Origin of the sequence: Streptomyces kanasensis (assembly GCF_043077165.1) — a bacterium.
Lineage (GTDB): Bacteria > Actinomycetota > Actinomycetes > Streptomycetales > Streptomycetaceae > Streptomyces > Streptomyces changanensis.
Map to the genome: position 1 here is coordinate 64389 of NZ_JBIBSF010000015.1, position 17341 is coordinate 81729.

Below are 17341 nucleotides of genomic sequence, written 5' to 3' on the forward strand. Positions count from 1 at the left end.
TCACCTGCGGCGCGGCCGCCAGGTCACCTGGGGGGCTGGGACGGCTGGTCACCGGTGGTCTTGAGGGCGAGCCACAGCTCCATGCGGACGTCCGGGTCGTCCAGGGAGCGGCCGAGGATCTCCTCGACGCGCCGCATCCGGTACCGCAGCGTGTGCCGGTGGACCCCGAGGTCGGCGGCGGCCGCGTCCCACTGGCCGTGCCGGGAGAGCCACGCGCGGACGGAGGCGACGAGGTCGCCGCGGCCGGTCGCGTCGTGTTCGTACAGCGCCCGCAGCAGGCCGTCCGCGAAGGCCCGCACCGCGTCGTCGGCGAGCAGCGGGAGCAGGGAGCCGGTCGCCAGCTCCTCGTGCTCGACGAGCGCCCGCCCCCGCCGGCGGGCCACCGACAGGGCCTGCTCCGCCTGCTTGTAGGCGGTGCCGGCCGCTATCGGGCCGGCCGGCGCGGACAGCCCGACGACGGCGCAGGCCTCGTCGGCCTCCTTCGCCGCGTACGCGGCGCAGGCCGCCACCACCGCTCCCCCGTCCTCGGCGAGGACCACCAGCCGGTCGTCGCCCTCCGGCACGGTCAGCACCGCCTCTCCGGCGTGGGCCGCGGCCGCCTCCAGCACGTCGGCGAACGCGGCCAGTGGTGCCTCGGCGGCCGGGTCGGCGTCACCGGCCGCCTCGGCGATCAGCAGCCGGAAGGGGGCGTCGAGGAGCCCGCCGTACAGGTCCCCGGCGACCGTCCGGGCGTGGTCCGGCTGCCCCGCGAGCATCATGCGGAGCACCGCGGCGCCGAGCCGCTGTTCGGCTGCCTGCAGGGACCGCGACCGCTCCGTGGTGAGGGTGAGCAGGGCGACGGCCGAGTGCACCGCGTACCGCTCCGCCGTGCCGAGCGGCGCCCCCGTGCCCACCGCCAGCGCGCCGCGCACCCGCCGGCCGGTGCCGAGCGACTGCAGCTCCACCCGGTCGTCGGTGCCGCCGACGACGGTGCTGGCCGGCGCGGCCCGCTCCCGCAGCCGCTCCACGTCCGGGGTGAGCCGAGCCGCCCGCCGCGCCGCCCAGTCGGGGGCGGCGGCCAGGACGGCCCCGGAGGCGTCGTAGAGCGCCGCCCAGCCGTCGACGTGGGCGGCCAGCCGGGCCACGACGGCACCGGGCCCCTCGGCGAGCGCCGCGCGGGTCAGCTCCCGCTGCGCCTCGAAGCCGGCGGTCACCGCCCGGTACTGGTCGGCGGCGAGCGCGGCGGACACCGCCTTGGAGATGGCGAGGAAGGGGGTGCGGCGGGGCACCTCCAGCAGGGGCAGGCCCTCGTCGTGGGCGGCGTCCAGCAGCGCCTGGGGGATCTCGTCGTGGTTCACTCCGACGGCGAAGCCGACGCCGACCACCCCCGCCCCGGCGAGCCGGCGGACGTAGCGGCGCATGGCCTCGGCGTCCGTCGCGTCGAGCGTCATGGCGGTGGTGAGCAGCAGCTCGCCGCCCTCCATGTACGGGACGGGGTCGGCGAGCTCGCTGACGTGGGCCCAGCGCACGGGGGTGTCGAGGCGCTCGGCGCCGGCGCGCACGGCGAGCTTGAGCGCCGGGTGCTGGACGAGCGAGGCAAGGGTGAGCGGCATGGGACCGGCCGGCCTTCGGGGAGGTGAGGAGGAGGGGGACGGCGTGGAGGGGGGCGGACGAGGTTCCCCGCCGCTCCCCGCCGATTTCGCCGTCCCGTATGAACGGCTCCCTCCAATTGTGCCAGGACGTACCAGTGTCCCTCGCGACGCGCGCCGGTCAGCCCCGCAGGTCGACCAGGACGGGGGGCGCGTGCTCCCCCCGGACGTCCGCCACGGACAACACCGCGTGCCCGGCGGGCACCCCGTGCGCCAGCTCGGAGGCCGACCAGCGCTGCCGTTCCACCTCGCGCACGGTGACCGCCTCCGCGGTGGCCGCCCGGCCGGTCACCAGACGGCGCATGAAGTGCATCGCCTTGGTCAGCGGCTCGTCGGAGATGATCTGCCGGTTGGTGACGTCCCGGGTCTGCACCCACTCGGTCCCCCACACCTCGGCGAACCTGCCGCCGTCCCACGGGGCGAGCCCGGAGAACGCCATGCGGCAGCCGACCGCGCCGAGCAGCGGCCCGCGCAGGTGCTCCGGCACGTCCTGGAGGGTGCGCAGGGCGAGCACCACGCCCGCGTGCGCGGAGCGCAGCCGCTGCACGGCGCGGACGGAGTCGGCGGTGACGGTGTCCGTGGCGTCGTCCAGCACCAGGCAGGCGAAGAGCGACCGGTCGGCGCGGGCGAGCGCGGCCTCCGTGAACTGGGCCAGCAGCAGCCGCGCCACGATCCGCGACGCCTCGGCGTGGCCGCGCTCGGGCAGGTCGACGCGGACGCGCAGCGGGTGCTCGATGGCGCGCAGCGAGAAGGGGCGGCCGGCGCCGTCGGTGCGGAAGGAGTCGGCGAAGGCGGGGCGGTCCAGGAAGGCGATGCGCTCGGCGAGGAGCACCGCGACGTCGTCGCCGCGCCCGGCCTGCCGGGCGCGCGCGTCCAGCTCGCGCAGCTGCGCGGGGTCGCCGGCGACGGCGGCCCGCAGCTCGGCGAGGGCCCGGGGGTCGCCGCCGAGCAGCTCGCGCAGCTCCGGTACGCCGGGGAAGCGCCCGTGCGCGGCGCGGTGCGGGCCGATGAGCTGGGCGAGCGCCGTCGCGGCGCGGCGGCTGTCGGGGACGAGGTCGCCGACGAGCGCCTCGGCGAGCGTACGGGCCGCCTCGTCGGCGTCGTCCGCGCCGCCGTACAGGTCGAGGTCGTACCGGGAGCCGGGGCGGCCGACGGGGATGACCACGTCGAACGCCGCGTCGGGGGCGAGCGGCGATCCCTGCGCCGTCACGGCGACGACGGCGGCGCGGTTGGCGAGCGCCTGCAGGCACAGCCCCTCGGTGACGGGGCGCACGAGCCGCTCGGTCTTGCCTGATCCGGCGGGCCCCACCGCGAGGAGGGAGGTGCCGAGCAGGGCGGGGTCCAGGGCGACGCCCGTCGTTCGTCGCGCGTACGGGTTTCGGGGGTGGTCGGCGGCGGTGCCGATGCGCACCTGCCCGGTGGCCAGGTCGTGGGTGGCGGTGCGGGCCGGCAGGTCGCGCGCCCCGGAGGGGTGGGCGCAGGCGGCCGGCCCCTGGGCGCGCACGGCGTCGGTGAACGCGGCGATCCGGTCGGGGCGGGCGCGCACGCCCTGCCATGCCCGCTGGATGCGGGCGTAGTCGACGTCGCCGAGGGTGCCGGCGCGGACGGCCCCGGCGAGCCGGTCGGCCGCCTCGCTCAGACCGGCGTCGCGCAGTTCGGGCCAGTCGGCGGGGTCGGCGCCGGTGCGGGGCGGCGGGACGGCGGCGGCCCGGGCGCGGGAGCGGCGGGCGTAGCGGCGCCAGATCTCCGGGACGTGGCCGACGCGGGCGAAGAAGACGAGCAGGCCGCCGCCCACGAGGACGTAGTACACGTCGCTGGCGGTGGCCCAGGTCTCCCCGTCGGAGCGCCAGGAGTCGGGGGTGAGGACGACGAGCGGCCAGATCCAGTAGTGGCCGAGGTAGCCGTTCCACAGCAGGGACCACAGGAGCCAGCCGCTGAGCAGCGCGATGACCGCCCCGGCGAAGAGCCTGCGCGCCGGGACGTCCTCGGGCTCCTCCGCCGGCCGGGGCCGGTGCCCCAGCCGCCAGACCCCCGGTTCCGCCTCGGGGCGCGGGGTGCGCAGCCAGTCGAGGACGGACGGTGCCGCCGCGGGCGCGTGGCGCGGCGCGGGCGGCGCCGCGGGGCTGCCGGGGCGGGCCCCGGAGGGCGCCGGGGCCCGGACCGCCGGCGCCGCGGGCGGGGCGGCCGGCAGCGGCGGGGGGACGGCCGGGTGTGACGGGGCCCCCGCCGGGTGCGGCGGGGGGACAGCCGGGTGCGGGCCGGGGTCGGCGTGGGTGCCCCGTGCCTCGTACGACGTACCGTCCCTGTCCATGATTCCCCTGCCCCCTGACCCGCCAGGCCGCCCGCGTGCGTGCACCGGCCAATGTAGTGCCCGGAGCGGCCGGGGGGACCGGTCGACGCGGACCCGGGGACCGCGCCCCGGGCGCTATGTCCGCCACGGACAACGACGCGCGGCCCACCACTCCCGAACGGCGCATGCCTCGTCCCCCCGCGCGGGCCTAGCCTGCCGGAGGAAGTAGAGCCATCGCGCCGTCAAGCACCCCCAGGAGCCCCGCATGACCGAAATCCCGCAGGAGCGCCGCGTCGTCACCGCCATCCCCGGCCCGAAGTCGCAGGAGCTCCAGGCCCGGCGCCTCGCCTCCGTCGCGGGTGGCGTCGGCTCCGTGCTGCCGGTGTTCACCGCGCGCGCGGGTGGCGGTGTCATCGAGGACGTGGACGGCAACCGTCTGATCGACTTCGGCTCGGGCATCGCGGTCACCTCCGTGGGCGCCTCCGCGGAGGCCGTCGTGCGCCGCGCGTCCGCGCAGCTGCAGGACTTCACCCACACCTGTTTCATGGTCACCCCGTACGAGGGGTACGTGGAGGTCTGCGAGGCGCTGGCCGAGCTCACCCCCGGTGACCACGAGAAGAAGTCGGCCCTGTTCAACAGCGGTGCCGAGGCCGTCGAGAACGCGGTCAAGATCGCCCGTTCGTACACCAAGCGCCAGGCCGTCGTCGTCTTCGACCACGGCTACCACGGCCGGACGAACCTCACGATGGCGCTGACCGCCAAGAACATGCCGTACAAGCACGGCTTCGGTCCGTTCGCGCCCGAGGTGTACCGCGTGCCGGTGGCGTACGGCTACCGCTGGCCGACCGGTCCGGAGAACTGCGGCCCCGAGGCCGCCGCCCAGGCGATCGACCAGATCACCAAGCAGATCGGCGCCGAGAACGTCGCCGCGATCATCATCGAGCCGGTGCTCGGCGAGGGCGGCTTCATCGAGCCGGCCAAGGGCTTCCTCCCGGCGATCGTCGAGTTCGCCAACGCCAACGGCATCGTCTTCGTCGCGGACGAGATCCAGTCCGGCTTCTGCCGCACCGGCCAGTGGTTCGCCTGTGAGGACGAGGGCATCGTCCCCGACCTGATCACGACGGCCAAGGGCATCGCGGGCGGCCTGCCGCTCGCCGCCGTCACGGGCCGCGCCGAGATCATGGACTCCGTCCACGGCGGCGGCCTCGGCGGCACCTACGGCGGCAACCCGGTGGCCTGCGCCGGCGCCCTCGGCTCCATCGAGACGATGCGGGAGCTCGACCTCAACGCCAAGGCGAAGCGCATCGAGGAGGTCATGAAGGGCCGCCTCGCCGCCCTGCAGGAGAAGTTCGCCGACAAGGTCGGGTGCCACATCGGTGACATCCGCGGCCGGGGCGCCATGATCGCGATCGAGCTGGTCAAGGACGCCGCGACCAAGGAGCCGAACCCGGAGGCCGCCGCCGCGCTCGCCAAGGCGTGCCACGCCGAGGGTGTGCTCGTCCTGACCTGCGGCACCTACGGCAACGTGCTGCGCTTCCTGCCGCCGCTGGTGATCGGCGAGGACCTGCTCAACGAGGGTCTGGACGTCATCGAGGCCGCGTACGCCCGCATCTGACGCGCTCCTCCGCGCCCCCTCCGGGCGCTCCCCGCGCCGGCTCCGTCGGCCCCGGGGAGCGCCCGGACGCACACGTCGTGAAGAAGCTGTGGGGGGCCGATGGCGGCTTGGGGGTCCGCCTGTCGGTCCCCCAGGCCGTGGCGTACGGTCGGCACGGATGAGAGAAGAAAGCCGCTCGCAGGGGACTGCGGGCGGATCCAGGTCGGGACCTCCCCAGTTCCGCCCTGGCCGTGCCCTCGCGCACCGCGCCGGCGCCTCTGGCTCCGGCACTCCTCACCGATCGGACGGTCGCCCGCCCCATACCCCCCGGGGCGAGCGGCGCACCGGTCCTCCCGGCCGTCCCGGAACAACCCCCCCTGTTCCGGGACGGCCGGCTTTCGTCTGCGCGCTCCTGCTGCTCTGCGGCTTCCTTCTGGTCACCTGGCAGGTGGCCGTCCACGGCCCGCTGGCGGCGCTGGACGAGCGGTGGGGCCGCGCCCTCGTCGGCCGGGGCCCCGCCCCGCTCGCCGAGCTGGGCGCCGACCTCGGCAACGTCCCGGTCGCCCTGCCCGTCCTCGCCGCCGCCGCCGCGTACGCCGCGTGGCGCGGGCGCCGGCGCCGGGCGCTGTACGCGCTCGCCGCGATGGCGCTCGTCCCGGCCCTGGTGGTGCCGTTGAAGCTGCTGCTCGACCGGCCGGGGCCGCTGACGCAGGCGACCGGCTACTACCCGTCGGGGCACACCGCGACCGCGCTGGTGGCGTACTGCGGGGCGGCGCTGCTGGTGCACCGGCGGGTGCTGCTGCCCGTCGCCGCGGTGCTGACGGCGGCGACGGGCGCGGGGCTCGTGCTGCGCGGGTACCACTGGCCGCTGGACGTCGCCGGCAGCCTGCTGCTGTTCGGCGGCGGCTACCTGGCGGTCAGTTCCACCGGTAGGCGTCGAAGTTCCGGGAGAACTCGCCGCCGTTGAAGCGGTCCCAGTTGACGGACCAGGTCATGAGGCCGCGCAGGCCGGGCCAGGTGCCGTGGGTGCGGTAGGTGCCGCAGCCGGTGCCCTTGGTGAGGCAGTCCAACGCCTTGTTCACCTCGGCGGACGGGGTGTGGCCGTTGCCCGCGTTCGGCGAGGCGGGCAGGCCGATGGCGACCTGCTCGGGGCGCAGGGCCGGGAAGAAGCGGCCCGGGTCGCGCGCCACGGGGAAGCCGGTGAGCAGCATGTCGGTCAGGGCGATGTGGAAGTCGGCTCCGCCCATGGAGTGGTACTGGTCGTCCAGGCCCATGATGGGGCCGGAGTTGTAGTGCTGGACGTGCAGGAGGGTGAGGTCGTCGCGCAGCGCGTGGATGACCGGCAGGTAGGCGCCGGCGCGCGGGTCCTGGCCGCCCCAGGGGCCGGAGCCGTAGTACTGGTAGCCGAGCTGCACGAAGAACGTCTCGGGCGCCATGGTCAGGACGAAGTCCGCGCCGTACCTCGCCTTCAGCGTGCGCAGCGCCGAGACGAGGTGGACGATGACCGGGGTCGTGGGGTTGCGGAAGTCGGTGTCGCCGGTGTCCAGCGAGAGGGAGTGCCCCTCGAAGTCGATGTCCAGGCCGTCGAGGCCGTACTCGTCGATGATCTTCGCGACGGACGCGACGAAGGCGTCGCGGGCGGCGGCGGTGGCGAGCCGGACCTGGCCGTTCTGGCCGCCGATGGAGATGAGGACCTTCTTGCCCGCCGCCTGCTTGGCGCGGATCGCGGCCTTGAACTCGTCCTCCGTCTCGACGTTCGGGCACTCGGTCCGCGGGCAGAGGCGGAAGCGGATGTCGCCGGAGGTGACGGCGGTGGGTTCGCCGAAGGCGAGGTTGACGACGTCCCAGGAGTCCGGGACGTCGGCCATGCGGGTGTACCCGGAGCCGTTGGCGAAACTGGCGTGGAGGTAGCCGACGAGGGCGTGGGCGGGGAGCGCGGGGCCGGGGCCGGTGCCTCCGTCGGCCGTGCGCGCGGTCACGGCCGGGGAGCGGGGGGACTCGCCGGCGCTGTTGGTCGCGGTCACCTGGAAGGCGTACGACGTGGCCGCGGCGAGGCCGGTGACGGTCGCAGAGGTGCCGGTGACCGTCAGGGCCCGCGCGCCGTCGCGGTACACGGTGTAGCCGGTGGCGCCGGCGGAGGGCTGCCAGGTGAGCGGCACGCTGGAGGAGGTGGGGGTACCGGCGGCGAGGCCGGCGGGGGCGGCGGGGAGCTGCACCGGGTCGCCGCTCGGACCGGTGAGGGACAGGTCGTCGGCGTGGTAGGCGGCGGTGCCGTACCAGCCGTGGGTGTACAGGGTCACCGACCGGGTGGCGGGGCCGGTGCGGAAGGTGGTGGTGAGCTTCTGCCAGTCGGGGGCGGACGGGGTCCAGGTGGAGACGTCGGTGGTGCCGGTGCCGGACGCGCCGAGGTAGGCGAGGCCGCCGCGCACCCAGCCGCTCAGCGTGTACGCCGCGTCGGGCCGGACGGCGACGGTCTGGGCGCAGCGCGCGTGGTCGCCGCCCGCGGGGGTGGCGCGCAGGGCCCGGGTGCCGGTGCGTACGGGCGCGTCGACCGCCGCGCCGCTCCCCGCCGAGCAGGTCCAGCCGTCCAGGCCGACCTCGAAGCCGCCGTTGCGGACCAGTTCGGTGTCGGCGGCGGGCGCGGCCTCGGCCCGCGCGGCGGCGGTACCGGCCCGCGCGGCGGCGGTACCGGCCCGCGCGGCGGCGGTATCGGCGGGCGCGGGCACGGCATGGGCCGGTGCGGGGGCGGTGGGGAACTGCTCCGGCGCGGGCCGGGTGCGGGGGTGCGCCTGGGTGGTGGGCGCGGCGGCGGCGAGGACGCCCGCCGCGAGTACGGCCGCCAGCGCGGCGGCGAGGGGTCTGGGGCGACGTGTGCGGTCCACAACTGCTCCCGGGGGTGGGGGTGTCGAGGGTGCGGCGCGCACAACATGGTCCAGACCAATCCGGTTGTCAAGCCCTCCCGCCGCCACCGGCGATGCGCCCCGCGGCCTCGTGCAGCGCCAGCTCCAGCAGGGCCGGGTCGGTCAGCGTGCCGGAGCCGTCCGGCACGACCAGCCAGCGCGCCGCGCCCACCACCCGGCCCGGGTGCGGCACGGCGATCCAGGCACCCCGGCCGGCGGCACGCGTACCGGTGCCGACCCACCGCGCGGCCGTGCCGACCGGGACGAAGAAGCCCGTCCGCTCGCCGCCGAAACCGCGGAGCACCGGGCCGGGGCGCTCCACCAGCCGTTGGAGCACGTCCAGCGCCGGGTGGCCGAGCCACCCCGGGACGATCAGCACGTCCCAGCGCCGCCCCGCCGGGAGGAGGGCGGTCCCCAGCGGGTCGCGCTCCCACTCCCAGCGGCAGGCGTCGGGGTCGGGTGCCACCGACGCCAGCCACTCCACCGCCGCCCGTGCCCCCGCCGAGCCGGGCCTGCCCGAAGCCCCCGTACCTGTCATCGCGCAGCCTCCTCGTCCGTGGCCGACTGCCCGTCAGGGCAGTGCCGTCACACGGGGAGAGCCGGGCGGGCAGGGATCATTACGCGGCTTCGGCCACCACGAAGGGGTGAACCGGCCCGCGGGGCGCGCGCCGGCGCGTACGGGGGCGTCCGGGGGCCCGGCGGCAGCGTCCGACGGCACTCCCGGGAGCGCCCCCGGCGGCAGCGTCCGGCGGCGCCCCCAGCGGCACCCGCTAGCTGTCGAAGCCGAGACCGAGGCGGTCCATGGCGCGCAGCCAGAGGTTGCGGCGGCCGCCGTTGGCGTCGGCGCGGGCCAGCGACCACTTCGTCACGCCGATGCCCGCCCAGGCGAACGGCTCCGGTGGGAACGGCAGGGGCTTCCTGCGCACCATCTCCAGCTCGGTGCGCTCCGTGCGCTCACCCGACAGCAGGTCCAGCATCACCTCCGCGCCGAACCGGGACGCGCCGACGCCGAGCCCGGTGTAGCCGGCGGCGTACGCGACCCGGCCGCGGTGCGCCGTGCCGAAGAAGGCCGAGAAGCGGGAGCACGTGTCGATGGCGCCGCCCCAGGCGTGCGTGAACCGCACGCCCTCCAGCTGCGGGAAGCAGCGGAAGAAGTGCTCCGCCAGGGTGAGGTAGGTCTCGGGGCGCTGGTCCAGCTCCGTCCGCACGCGCCCGCCGAACGGGTAGATCGCGTCGTAGCCGCCCCACAGGACGCGGTTGTCGGCGCTGAGGCGGAAGTAGTGGAACTGGTTGGCGCTGTCCCCCAGGCCCTGCCGGCCGCGCCAGCCGACGGAGGCCAGTTGCTGCGGGGTCAGCGGCTCGGTCATCAGGGCGTAGTCGTAGACGGGCACCGTGTACAGCCGCGTGCGCCGCACCAGGGACGGGAAGACGTTGGTGCCGAGGGCGACCTGCCGGGCGACGACCCGGCCGTACGGCGTCCGCACGGCCATGGCGGCGCCGTCCGGGGCGAGGTCGAGGCCGCGGGTGTTCTCGTACACGCGCACCCCCGCCTCCAGGCAGGCCCGCTTCAGGCCCCAGGCGAGCTTCGCCGGGTGCAGGAGCGCGACGCCGCGCCGGTCCCACACGCCGCCGAGGAACGAAGGGGAGTCGACGTGCGCGCGCACGGCGTCCCGGTCCAGGAGCTCCAGCCCGTCGGCGAGGCCGAGGCGGCGGGCCTCCTCGTACGTGGCCCGCAGCTCGGCGAGCTGGTGGGGCTCGGTGGCCACGTCGATCTCGCCGGTCCGCTCGAAGTCGCAGTCGATGCCGTACGCGGCGACGGCGGCCTCGATGGCGTCGAGGTTGCGCGCGCCGAGCTCCTCGAGCTTCGGCAGCTCGTCCGGCCACCGGGCCAGGCCGTTGCCGAAGCCGTGGGTGAGGGAGGCGGCGCAGAAGCCGCCGTTGCGACCGGAGGCGGCCCAGCCCGCCTCCCGTCCCTCGATGAGCACCACGTCCCGCCGCGGGTCGCGCTCCTTGGCGAGGAGCGCCGTCCACAGTCCGCTGTAGCCGCCGCCGACCACGAGCAGGTCGCAGTGGTCGGTCGCGGCGAGGGCGGGGCGGGCGGCGGGCTTGCCGGGGTCTTCCAGCCAGAAGGGGACGGGCTGGGCGTCCGAGAGCGATCGTGCAACGGTCCGCATGGCGACGGGGGCCATGGCTTCCAACTCCCTCAGGGTGCGGGTGTTACCGGAGGTGTTCCGTACGCTTGCGCCGGGCGGCGAGGAGCTGCCCGGCGACGACGAGCAGCACCGCGATGACGAACATCGCCGTGCCGATGACGTTGATCTGCACGGGCGTGCCGCGCTGGGCCGAGCCCCACACGAACATGGGGAAGGTGACCGTCGAGCCCGCGTTGAAGTTCGTGATGATGAAGTCGTCGAAGGACAGGGCGAACGCGAGCAGCGCGCCGGCCGCGATGCCCGGCGCCGCGATCGGCAGGGTGACCCGCAGGAAGGTCTGCACCGGTCCCGCGTACAGGTCCCGGGCCGCCTCCTCCAGGCGGGGGTCCATGGACAGCACCCGGGCCTTGACCGCCACGACGACGAAGCTCAGGCAGAACATCACGTGCGCGATGAGGACGGTCAGGAAGCCGAGCTCGGCGCCCATGTTGAGGAAGAGCGTGAGCAGCGAGGCGGCCATGACGACCTCGGGCATGGACATCGGCAGGAAGATCAGCGAGTTGACCGCGCCGCGCGCCCGGAAGCGGTACCGGACGAGCGCGAAGGCGATCATCGTGCCGAGGACGGTCGCGCCGAGCGTGGCCCAGGCGGCCAGCTGGAGGGAGAGGGCGAGCGAGCCGCAGAGGTCGGCGACGCCGCACGGGTCCCGCCAGGCGGCGGTGGAGAACTCCTGCCAGGAGTAGTTGAACCGCCCCACCGGGTCGTTGAAGGAGAACACCGTCACGACGACGTTCGGCAGGAGCAGGTAGGCGAGCGTCAGCAGTCCCGCCAGCGGGACGAGCTTCTCGCGGAGCCGGCGCATCAGACCAGGTCCTCCGTTCCGGCGCGGCGGATGTAGACGGTGACCGCGACGAGCACGGCGGCCATGAGCAGGAAGGAGAGCGCGGCCGCCGTCGGGTAGTCGAGCACCCGCAGGAACTGCGACTGGATGACGTTGCCGACCATCTTGGTCTCGGTCGAGCCGAGCAGCTCGGCGTTGACGTAGTCGCCGCTCGCCGGGATGAAGGTGAGCAGGGTGCCGGAGACGACGCCGGGCAGGGAGAGCGGGAAGGTCACCTTGCGGAAGGTGGTGGCGGGGGACGCGTACAGGTCCTTGGCGGCCTCGTGCAGCCGGCCGTCGATCCGCTCCAGCGAGGTGTACAGCGGCAGGATCATGAACGGCAGGAAGTTGTACGTCAGTCCGCACACGACCGCGAGCGGGGTGGCGAGCACCCGGTCGCCCTCGGTCCAGCCGAGCCAGCCGGTGACGTCCAGGACGTGCAGCGCGTTCAGGGCGCCCACGACGGCGCTGTCGTCCGCCAGGATCGTCTTCCACGCGAGCGTCCGGATGAGGAAGCTGGTGAAGAAGGGGGCGATGACGAGGACGAGGAGCACGGTGCGCCACCGCCCGGCCCGGAACGCGATGAGGTACGCGAGCGGGTAGCCGAGCAGCAGGCACAGCACGGTCGCGGTCCCGGCGTACAGCAGGGAGCGGACGAACTGCGGCCAGTACTCCCGCAGGGCCTCCCAGTAGGTGGGGAAGTGCCAGGTGACCTCGAAGCCCGCCTCCAGGGAGCCGGTCTGCACGGAGGTCGACGCCTGGTAGACCATCGGCAGCACGAAGAAGACGAGCAGCCACAGGACGCCGGGCAGGAGCAGCCAGTACGGGACGAGCCGCCGGCGGACGGGCCGCCGGCGCGGCGCCGGCGGCGTGCCGGGGGCCGCGGGCGACCCGGTCGCGCCGGGCGTGCCGGGCGTGCCGGGTGTCTCGGTGACGGTCACGTGGCGTCCTCCACCTTCTCCACGCCCGCGTCGATGTCCTGGGTGGCGTCCAGCCCGAAGGTGTGCGCCGGGTTCCAGTGCAGGACGACCTCGGCGCCGGGGGCGAGGCGCGGGTCGCGTTCGACGTTCTGCTCGTACACCTGGAGGCCGGTGCCGGCGGGGCCGTCGACGACGTACTGCGTGGAGACGCCGATGAAGGACGTCGTGACGATCCGGCCGGTGACGCGGTTGCGGCCCGCGTCGACGGCGCCGGCGTCGTCGGCGTGGGCGAGCGAGATCTTCTCCGGGCGGATGCCGACCAGCAGCCTGCCGCCGGTGGTGGCGGGCGCCTGGCAGCGGCTCGCGGGGAGCCGCAGCGTGCCGCCGCCGGCCCGCACGACGAGGTCCCGGCCGCCCGACTCGGCGACCTCGGCCGCGATGAGGTTGGAGGTGCCGAGGAAGTTGGCGACGAAGGTGGTGCGGGGGTTGTCGTAGAGGTCGGCGGGGGCGCCCAGCTGTTCGACGCGCCCGCCGTTCATCACCGCGACGGTGTCGGCCATGGTCATGGCCTCCTCCTGGTCGTGGGTGACGTGGACGAAGGTGATGCCGACCTCGGTCTGGATCCGCTTGAGCTCCAGCTGCATCCGGCGGCGCAGCTTGAGGTCGAGGGCGCCGAGCGGCTCGTCGAGCAGGAGCACCTGGGGGTGGTTGATGAGCGCGCGGGCGACGGCGACGCGCTGCTGCTGGCCACCGGAGAGCTGGTGCGGCCGGTGCCCGGCCTTGTCGCCGAGCTGGACGAGGTCGAGCATCTCGCCGACCTGCTTGCGGACGGACTTGATGCCGCGCCGGCGCAGTCCGAAGGCGACGTTCTCGTGGATGCTCAGGTGCGGGAAGAGGGCGTAGGACTGGAAGACGGTGTTGACCGGCCGCTTGTGGGGCGGCAGGTCGGTGACGTCCCGGTCGCCGAGGAAGACCGTGCCCGTGGTGGGGTCCTCCAGGCCGGCGATCATGCGCAGGGTGGTGGTCTTGCCGCAGCCTGACGCCCCGAGGAGGGCGAAGAAGGAGCCCTGCGGGACGGTCAGGTCGAGCGGGTGGACGGCGGTGAAGGAGCCGTAGGTCTTGCTGATGCCGGTGAGGCGGACGTCGCCGCCGGCGGTGTGCGTGTCAGTGGTCATGGAGGGTGGTCCCGGAGGTCGAGGGGCGGGCGGCGGCGGTGGGTGCGGCGGGCTCAGGCACCGATGAGCCCGGCGAACTTCTCCTCGTACGCCGTCTCCTGCGCGCTGGTGAGGGAGCGGAAGGCGTGCGACCTCGCCGCCATGGCCTCGTCCGGGAGGATCAGCGTGTTCGACGCCAGGGCGGGGTCGATCTTCGCGAGTTCGTCGCGCACCCCGTCGACCGGGCAGACGTAGTTGATGTAGGCGGCGAGCCGGGCGGCGACCGGGAGCTCGTAGTAGTGGTCGATGAGCCTCTCCGCGTTCGTCTTGTGCCGGGCGCCGACGGGCACGAGGAGGTTGTCGCTGGAGGTGATGTAGCCGGCCGCCGGGATCGCGAAGCGGATGTCGGGGTTGTCGGCCTGGAGCTGGATGACGTCGCCGGCCCAGGCGAGGCAGGCGGCGAGGTCGCCCTTGTCCAGGTCGGAGGTGTAGTCGTTGCCGGTGAAGCGGCGGATCTGCCGGGTGGCGGTGCCCTTGCGGAGCCGGCCGATCGCGGCGTCGTAGTCGGCGTCGGTGAACGCGCCCGGGTCCTTGCCCATGTCGAGGAGGGTCATGCCGACGGTGTCGCGCATCTCGGTCAGGAAGCCGACGCGGCCCTTGAGCCGCGGGTCGTCCAGCATCTGGCCGACGGAGTCGACCTTGCGGCCGCCGGTTGCCTTGACGTTGTAGGCGATGACCGTCGAGATGCCGGTCCAGGGGTACGAGTGCGCCCGGCCCGGGTCCCAGTCGGGGCGGCGGAACTGCGCCGAGAGGTGGGCGTACGCGTGGGGCAGGTTCGCCGGGTCGAGCTTCTGCGCCCAGCCCAGCCGGATGATGCGCGCGGCGAGCCAGTCGGTGACGCAGATCAGGTCGCGCCCGGTGTCCTGGCCGGCGGCCAGCTGCGGCTTGATCTTGCCGAAGAACTCGACGTTGTCGTTGATGTCCGCGGTGTACTTGACCGCGATCCCGGTGCGCCGGGTGAACGCCTCCAGGGTCGGGTGGCCCTTCTCGTCCTCGCCGACGTCCATGTACTCGGTCCAGTTGGAGAAGGCCAGCCGCTTCTCCGTCGCCGAGAAGTCCGTCGGGGCGGGACCGCCGCCCTCCCGCTTGGCGGGCGGGATCCCGCAGGCGCTCACCCCGGCGAGGCCGCCGACGGCGAGTGCCCCGAAGCCCGTGGCACGCAGCACGGACCGGCGGGTGAGGGACCCCCTGCCGTCGGTCAGGCTGCGCCGCATCGCGGCGACCTGGGCCGCGGAGGGGGTTTCGGGCTGGTACTGCTCCATGCGCTGTGCCCTTTCGGGATGGGTGGGTGGCCACGGGTCCGGCGGTTCGCCGTCACCGCGCGGCGGCGGCCGCCACGGTCACGGTCGGTCCCCGAAGACCGTGCGGTGCCAGTCCTTCCTGGCGACCGCCGTGTTGTCGTACATCACATGCTTGACCTGCGTGTACTCCTCGAAGGAGTAGGTTGACATGTCCTTTCCGCTGCCCGAAGCGCCGTACCCCCCGTGCGGCATCTCGCTGATGATCGGGATGTGGTCGTTGACCCAGACGCAGCCGGCCCGGAGCTCGCGGGTGGCCCGGCCGGCCCGGTAGACGTCGCGGGTCCAGGCGGACGCGGCCAGCCCGTAGGGGGTGTCGTTGGCCAGGGCGAGGCCCTCGTCGTCGGTGTCGAAGGGCAGCACGACGAGGACCGGGCCGAAGACCTCGGCCTGGACGATCTCGCTCCCCTGCGGCGCTCCGGTGACGAGGGTGGGCCGGTGGAAGGCGCCGTCACCGGGCGGGACCGTGCCGTCGGTGACGACGGTGGCGTACGCGCGGGCGCGCTCCACGAACGCGGCGACCCGGTCGCGGTGGGCGTGGGTGACGAGCGGTCCGAGGTCGGTGTCCGGAGCGAAGGGGTCGCCGAGGCGCACCCCCGCGAACAGCGCGGCGACCCGCTCGACGAACGCCTCGTACAGCGGGCGCTGGACGTACGCGCGGGTGGCGGCGGTGCAGTCCTGGCCGGTGTTGATCAGCGCGCCGGCGACCGCGCCGTGGGCGGCGGCCTCGAGGTCGGCGTCGTCGAACACGACGAACGGCGCCTTGCCGCCGAGTTCGAGGTGGAGGCGCTTGACGGTGCGGGTGGCGATCTCGGCAACGCGCCGGCCGACGGCGGTGGAGCCGGTGAAGGACGTCATCGCGACGCCCGGGTGCCCCACGAGGTACTCCCCCGCCTCCCGTCCCGTGCCGTTGACGACGTTGACGACGCCGTCGGGGATGCCCGCGTCGGTGGCGGCCTGCGCGAACATCAGCGAGGTGAGCGGCGTCGCCTCGGCGGGCTTGAGGACGACGGTGTTGCCCGCGGCGACGGCTGGGAGGATCTTCCAGGCCGCCATCTGGAGGGGGTAGTTCCAGGGCGCCACGGAACCGACGACACCGATGGGCTCGCGCCGGACGTACGAGGTGTGGTCGCCGCTGTACTCGCCGGCCGACTGTCCCTGGAGGTGGCGGGCGGCCCCCGCGAAGAAGGCCGTGTTGTCGATCGTCCCCGGCACGTCGAACTCGCGTGTCAGCCGCAGCGGCTTGCCGCACTGGAGGGACTCGGTCCGCGCGAGGTCCTCGGCCAGCTCGGTCAGGCGGGTGGCGAAGCGGTGCAGCGCGTCGGAGCGCTCGCCGGGGGTGGCCCCGGCCCAGCCGGGGAAGGCCGCCCGGGCGGCGGTGACGGCCGCGTCCACGTCGGCGGCGGAGGCGAGCGCGTACGTGAGGACCTCGTCGCCGGTCGCGGGGTCGACCACGGTGTGGGTGTGGTCCGAGGTGCCGGGGCGCAGCCGCCCGCCGACGTACTGCGCGCCCGCCGCGAAGCGCCGGCGTGCCCGGTCGGCGGTCAGGGCGCGGACGCCCTGCGACTGCTCTGTCTCCGCTGTCCGAAAGCGGTCTTCCATGGACGCTCTCCGTTGCTCCAGCCCGAGTTGAGTGCCGATCCTGACAGAGGCATCCCCGCCCAACAAGGGATTCCGTTGTTGCCTTTTGATTACGCGACGGATTCGGTCGACCATGTGTCGCGTGCGGGCGGAAATCCCCGTACGGAGTGTCCGTGGCGGCTGCCATGCTGGCGTGCATGGAGCGTCTGGAGGCACTGACCCAGCAGGTCAGCAGGGGTGAACGGGTGAAGTGGCTGCACTTCTGGGGGCACCGGCCCCGGCCGGACGGACGGCTCGGACCGAGCTGTCTCAGCCAGTGGTGGCCCTCGCCGTTCACGGTCGACGGGGTGCGGTACGCCACGGCCGAGCACTGGATGATGGCCGCCAAGGCCCGGCTCTTCGGTGACGCGCGGGCCGAGCGGCAGGCCGTCGAGGCGGCGAACCCGGCCGTCGCGAAGAAGGCGGGCCGGCTGGTGCGCGGCTTCGACGAGGAGGTGTGGCGGCGCGAGCGGTACGGGATCGTGGTGGCGGGCAGCGTCCACAAGTTCGGGCAGGACCCGCGGCTCGCGGGCTACCTGCTGGGCACCGGCGGCCGGGTCCTGGTGGAGGCGAGCCCGGTGGACCGCGTCTGGGGCATCGGCCTGGCCGCCGACGACGAGCGGGCGTGCGACCCGGCCCGCTGGCGGGGGCTGAACCTGCTGGGGTTCGCGCTGATGGACGCCCGCGACCGGCTCGCCGACCTGTAGGCCGGCCCCCGGGACCGCCGGGTACGGCGGCCGGGTACGGCGGCCGGGTACGGCGGCCGGGTACGGCGGCCGGGTACGGCGGCCGGGTACGGCGGCCGGGTACGGCGGCCGGGTACGGCGGCCGGGTACGGCGGCCG

General features: G+C 74.7%; 13 protein-coding genes. 3 read left to right on the top strand and 10 right to left on the bottom strand.

Going from position 1 to position 17341, the window contains the following annotated elements; genetic code table 11:
• Positions 1-23: 23 nt before the first annotated feature.
• Both ACF053_RS28530 and ACF053_RS28535 read right to left on the bottom strand, forming a co-directional pair.
• Positions 24-1592, bottom strand: a complete 1569-nt coding sequence (locus tag ACF053_RS28530) for a PucR family transcriptional regulator (protein WP_391956638.1) — start codon at positions 1590-1592, stop codon at positions 24-26.
• A 157-nt stretch (positions 1593-1749) separates the two neighbouring features.
• The gene (locus tag ACF053_RS28535) at positions 1750-3939 is read right to left on the bottom strand and encodes an ATP-binding protein (RefSeq protein ID WP_391956639.1); all 2190 of its coding nucleotides are present in this window, start codon (positions 3937-3939) and stop codon (positions 1750-1752) included.
• 244 nt (positions 3940-4183) lie between these two features.
• On the opposite strand from ACF053_RS28535, the gene gabT reads away from it, so the two are divergent.
• Together gabT and ACF053_RS28545 are read left to right on the top strand one after the other, a co-directional pair.
• Positions 4184-5533, top strand: a complete 1350-nt coding sequence (gabT, locus tag ACF053_RS28540) for a 4-aminobutyrate--2-oxoglutarate transaminase (RefSeq protein ID WP_058943976.1) — start codon at positions 4184-4186, stop codon at positions 5531-5533.
• Between the two features lie 157 nt (positions 5534-5690).
• On the top strand, positions 5691-6479 hold the full coding sequence (locus ACF053_RS28545; RefSeq protein WP_391956640.1) for a phosphatase PAP2 family protein: 789 nt from the start codon (positions 5691-5693) through the stop codon (positions 6477-6479).
• Here the strand turns inward: ACF053_RS28545 and ACF053_RS28550 are convergent.
• The 8 genes from ACF053_RS28550 to ACF053_RS28585 form a co-directional block, all read right to left on the bottom strand.
• Positions 6430-8238: a chitinase gene (locus ACF053_RS28550; RefSeq protein ID WP_391956649.1), complete on the bottom strand. Its 1809-nt coding sequence runs from the start codon at positions 8236-8238 to the stop codon at positions 6430-6432. The two genes, ACF053_RS28545 and ACF053_RS28550, sit on opposite strands and share 50 nt — an antisense overlap.
• Before the next feature lie 223 nt (positions 8239-8461).
• Positions 8462-8950 (bottom strand): hypothetical protein, encoded by a 489-nt coding sequence (locus tag ACF053_RS28555; RefSeq protein ID WP_391956641.1) that lies wholly within the window; start codon positions 8948-8950, stop codon positions 8462-8464.
• Positions 8951-9182: 232 nt separating this feature from the next.
• Entirely contained in the window at positions 9183-10601 is a 1419-nt protein-coding gene (locus ACF053_RS28560) for an NAD(P)/FAD-dependent oxidoreductase (protein ID WP_391956642.1), read from the bottom strand.
• A 28-nt stretch (positions 10602-10629) separates the two neighbouring features.
• Entirely contained in the window at positions 10630-11427 is a 798-nt protein-coding gene (locus ACF053_RS28565) for an ABC transporter permease (protein ID WP_391956643.1), read from the bottom strand.
• On the bottom strand, positions 11427-12386 hold the full coding sequence (locus ACF053_RS28570) for an ABC transporter permease (protein WP_391956644.1): 960 nt from the start codon (positions 12384-12386) through the stop codon (positions 11427-11429). The genes ACF053_RS28565 and ACF053_RS28570 overlap by 1 nt, the downstream gene beginning before the upstream one ends.
• The gene (locus tag ACF053_RS28575) at positions 12383-13540 is read right to left on the bottom strand and encodes an ABC transporter ATP-binding protein (protein WP_391956645.1); all 1158 of its coding nucleotides are present in this window, start codon (positions 13538-13540) and stop codon (positions 12383-12385) included. The genes ACF053_RS28570 and ACF053_RS28575 overlap by 4 nt, the downstream gene beginning before the upstream one ends.
• A gap of 53 nt (positions 13541-13593) precedes the next feature.
• Positions 13594-14841 carry a polyamine ABC transporter substrate-binding protein gene (locus ACF053_RS28580; RefSeq protein WP_391956646.1) on the bottom strand — a complete coding sequence of 416 codons (1248 nt, stop codon included), beginning with the start codon at positions 14839-14841 and terminating at the stop codon, positions 13594-13596.
• A 78-nt stretch (positions 14842-14919) separates the two neighbouring features.
• Positions 14920-16479, bottom strand: a complete 1560-nt coding sequence (locus tag ACF053_RS28585) for a gamma-aminobutyraldehyde dehydrogenase (RefSeq protein ID WP_391956647.1) — start codon at positions 16477-16479, stop codon at positions 14920-14922.
• A gap of 176 nt (positions 16480-16655) precedes the next feature.
• Between ACF053_RS28585 and ACF053_RS28590 the strand changes: the two genes are divergently transcribed.
• The gene (locus tag ACF053_RS28590) at positions 16656-17204 is read left to right on the top strand and encodes an NADAR family protein (protein WP_391956648.1); all 549 of its coding nucleotides are present in this window, start codon (positions 16656-16658) and stop codon (positions 17202-17204) included.
• Positions 17205-17341: the final 137 nt, after the last annotated feature.

Coding starts and splice junctions, on each gene's coding strand:
- gabT (WP_058943976.1), top strand. CDS start 4,184: ATGACCGAAATCCCGCAGGAGCGCCGCGTCGTCACCGCCATCCCCGGC.
- ACF053_RS28560 (WP_391956642.1), bottom strand. CDS start 10,601: ATGGCCCCCGTCGCCATGCGGACCGTTGCACGATCGCTCTCGGACGCC.
- ACF053_RS28545 (WP_391956640.1), top strand. CDS start 5,691: ATGAGAGAAGAAAGCCGCTCGCAGGGGACTGCGGGCGGATCCAGGTCG.
- ACF053_RS28590 (WP_391956648.1), top strand. CDS start 16,656: ATGGAGCGTCTGGAGGCACTGACCCAGCAGGTCAGCAGGGGTGAACGG.
- ACF053_RS28565 (WP_391956643.1), bottom strand. CDS start 11,427: ATGCGCCGGCTCCGCGAGAAGCTCGTCCCGCTGGCGGGACTGCTGACG.
- ACF053_RS28530 (WP_391956638.1), bottom strand. CDS start 1,592: ATGCCGCTCACCCTTGCCTCGCTCGTCCAGCACCCGGCGCTCAAGCTC.
- ACF053_RS28575 (WP_391956645.1), bottom strand. CDS start 13,540: ATGACCACTGACACGCACACCGCCGGCGGCGACGTCCGCCTCACCGGC.
- ACF053_RS28585 (WP_391956647.1), bottom strand. CDS start 16,479: ATGGAAGACCGCTTTCGGACAGCGGAGACAGAGCAGTCGCAGGGCGTC.
- ACF053_RS28535 (WP_391956639.1), bottom strand. CDS start 3,939: ATGGACAGGGACGGTACGTCGTACGAGGCACGGGGCACCCACGCCGAC.
- ACF053_RS28580 (WP_391956646.1), bottom strand. CDS start 14,841: ATGGAGCAGTACCAGCCCGAAACCCCCTCCGCGGCCCAGGTCGCCGCG.
- ACF053_RS28555 (WP_391956641.1), bottom strand. CDS start 8,950: ATGACAGGTACGGGGGCTTCGGGCAGGCCCGGCTCGGCGGGGGCACGG.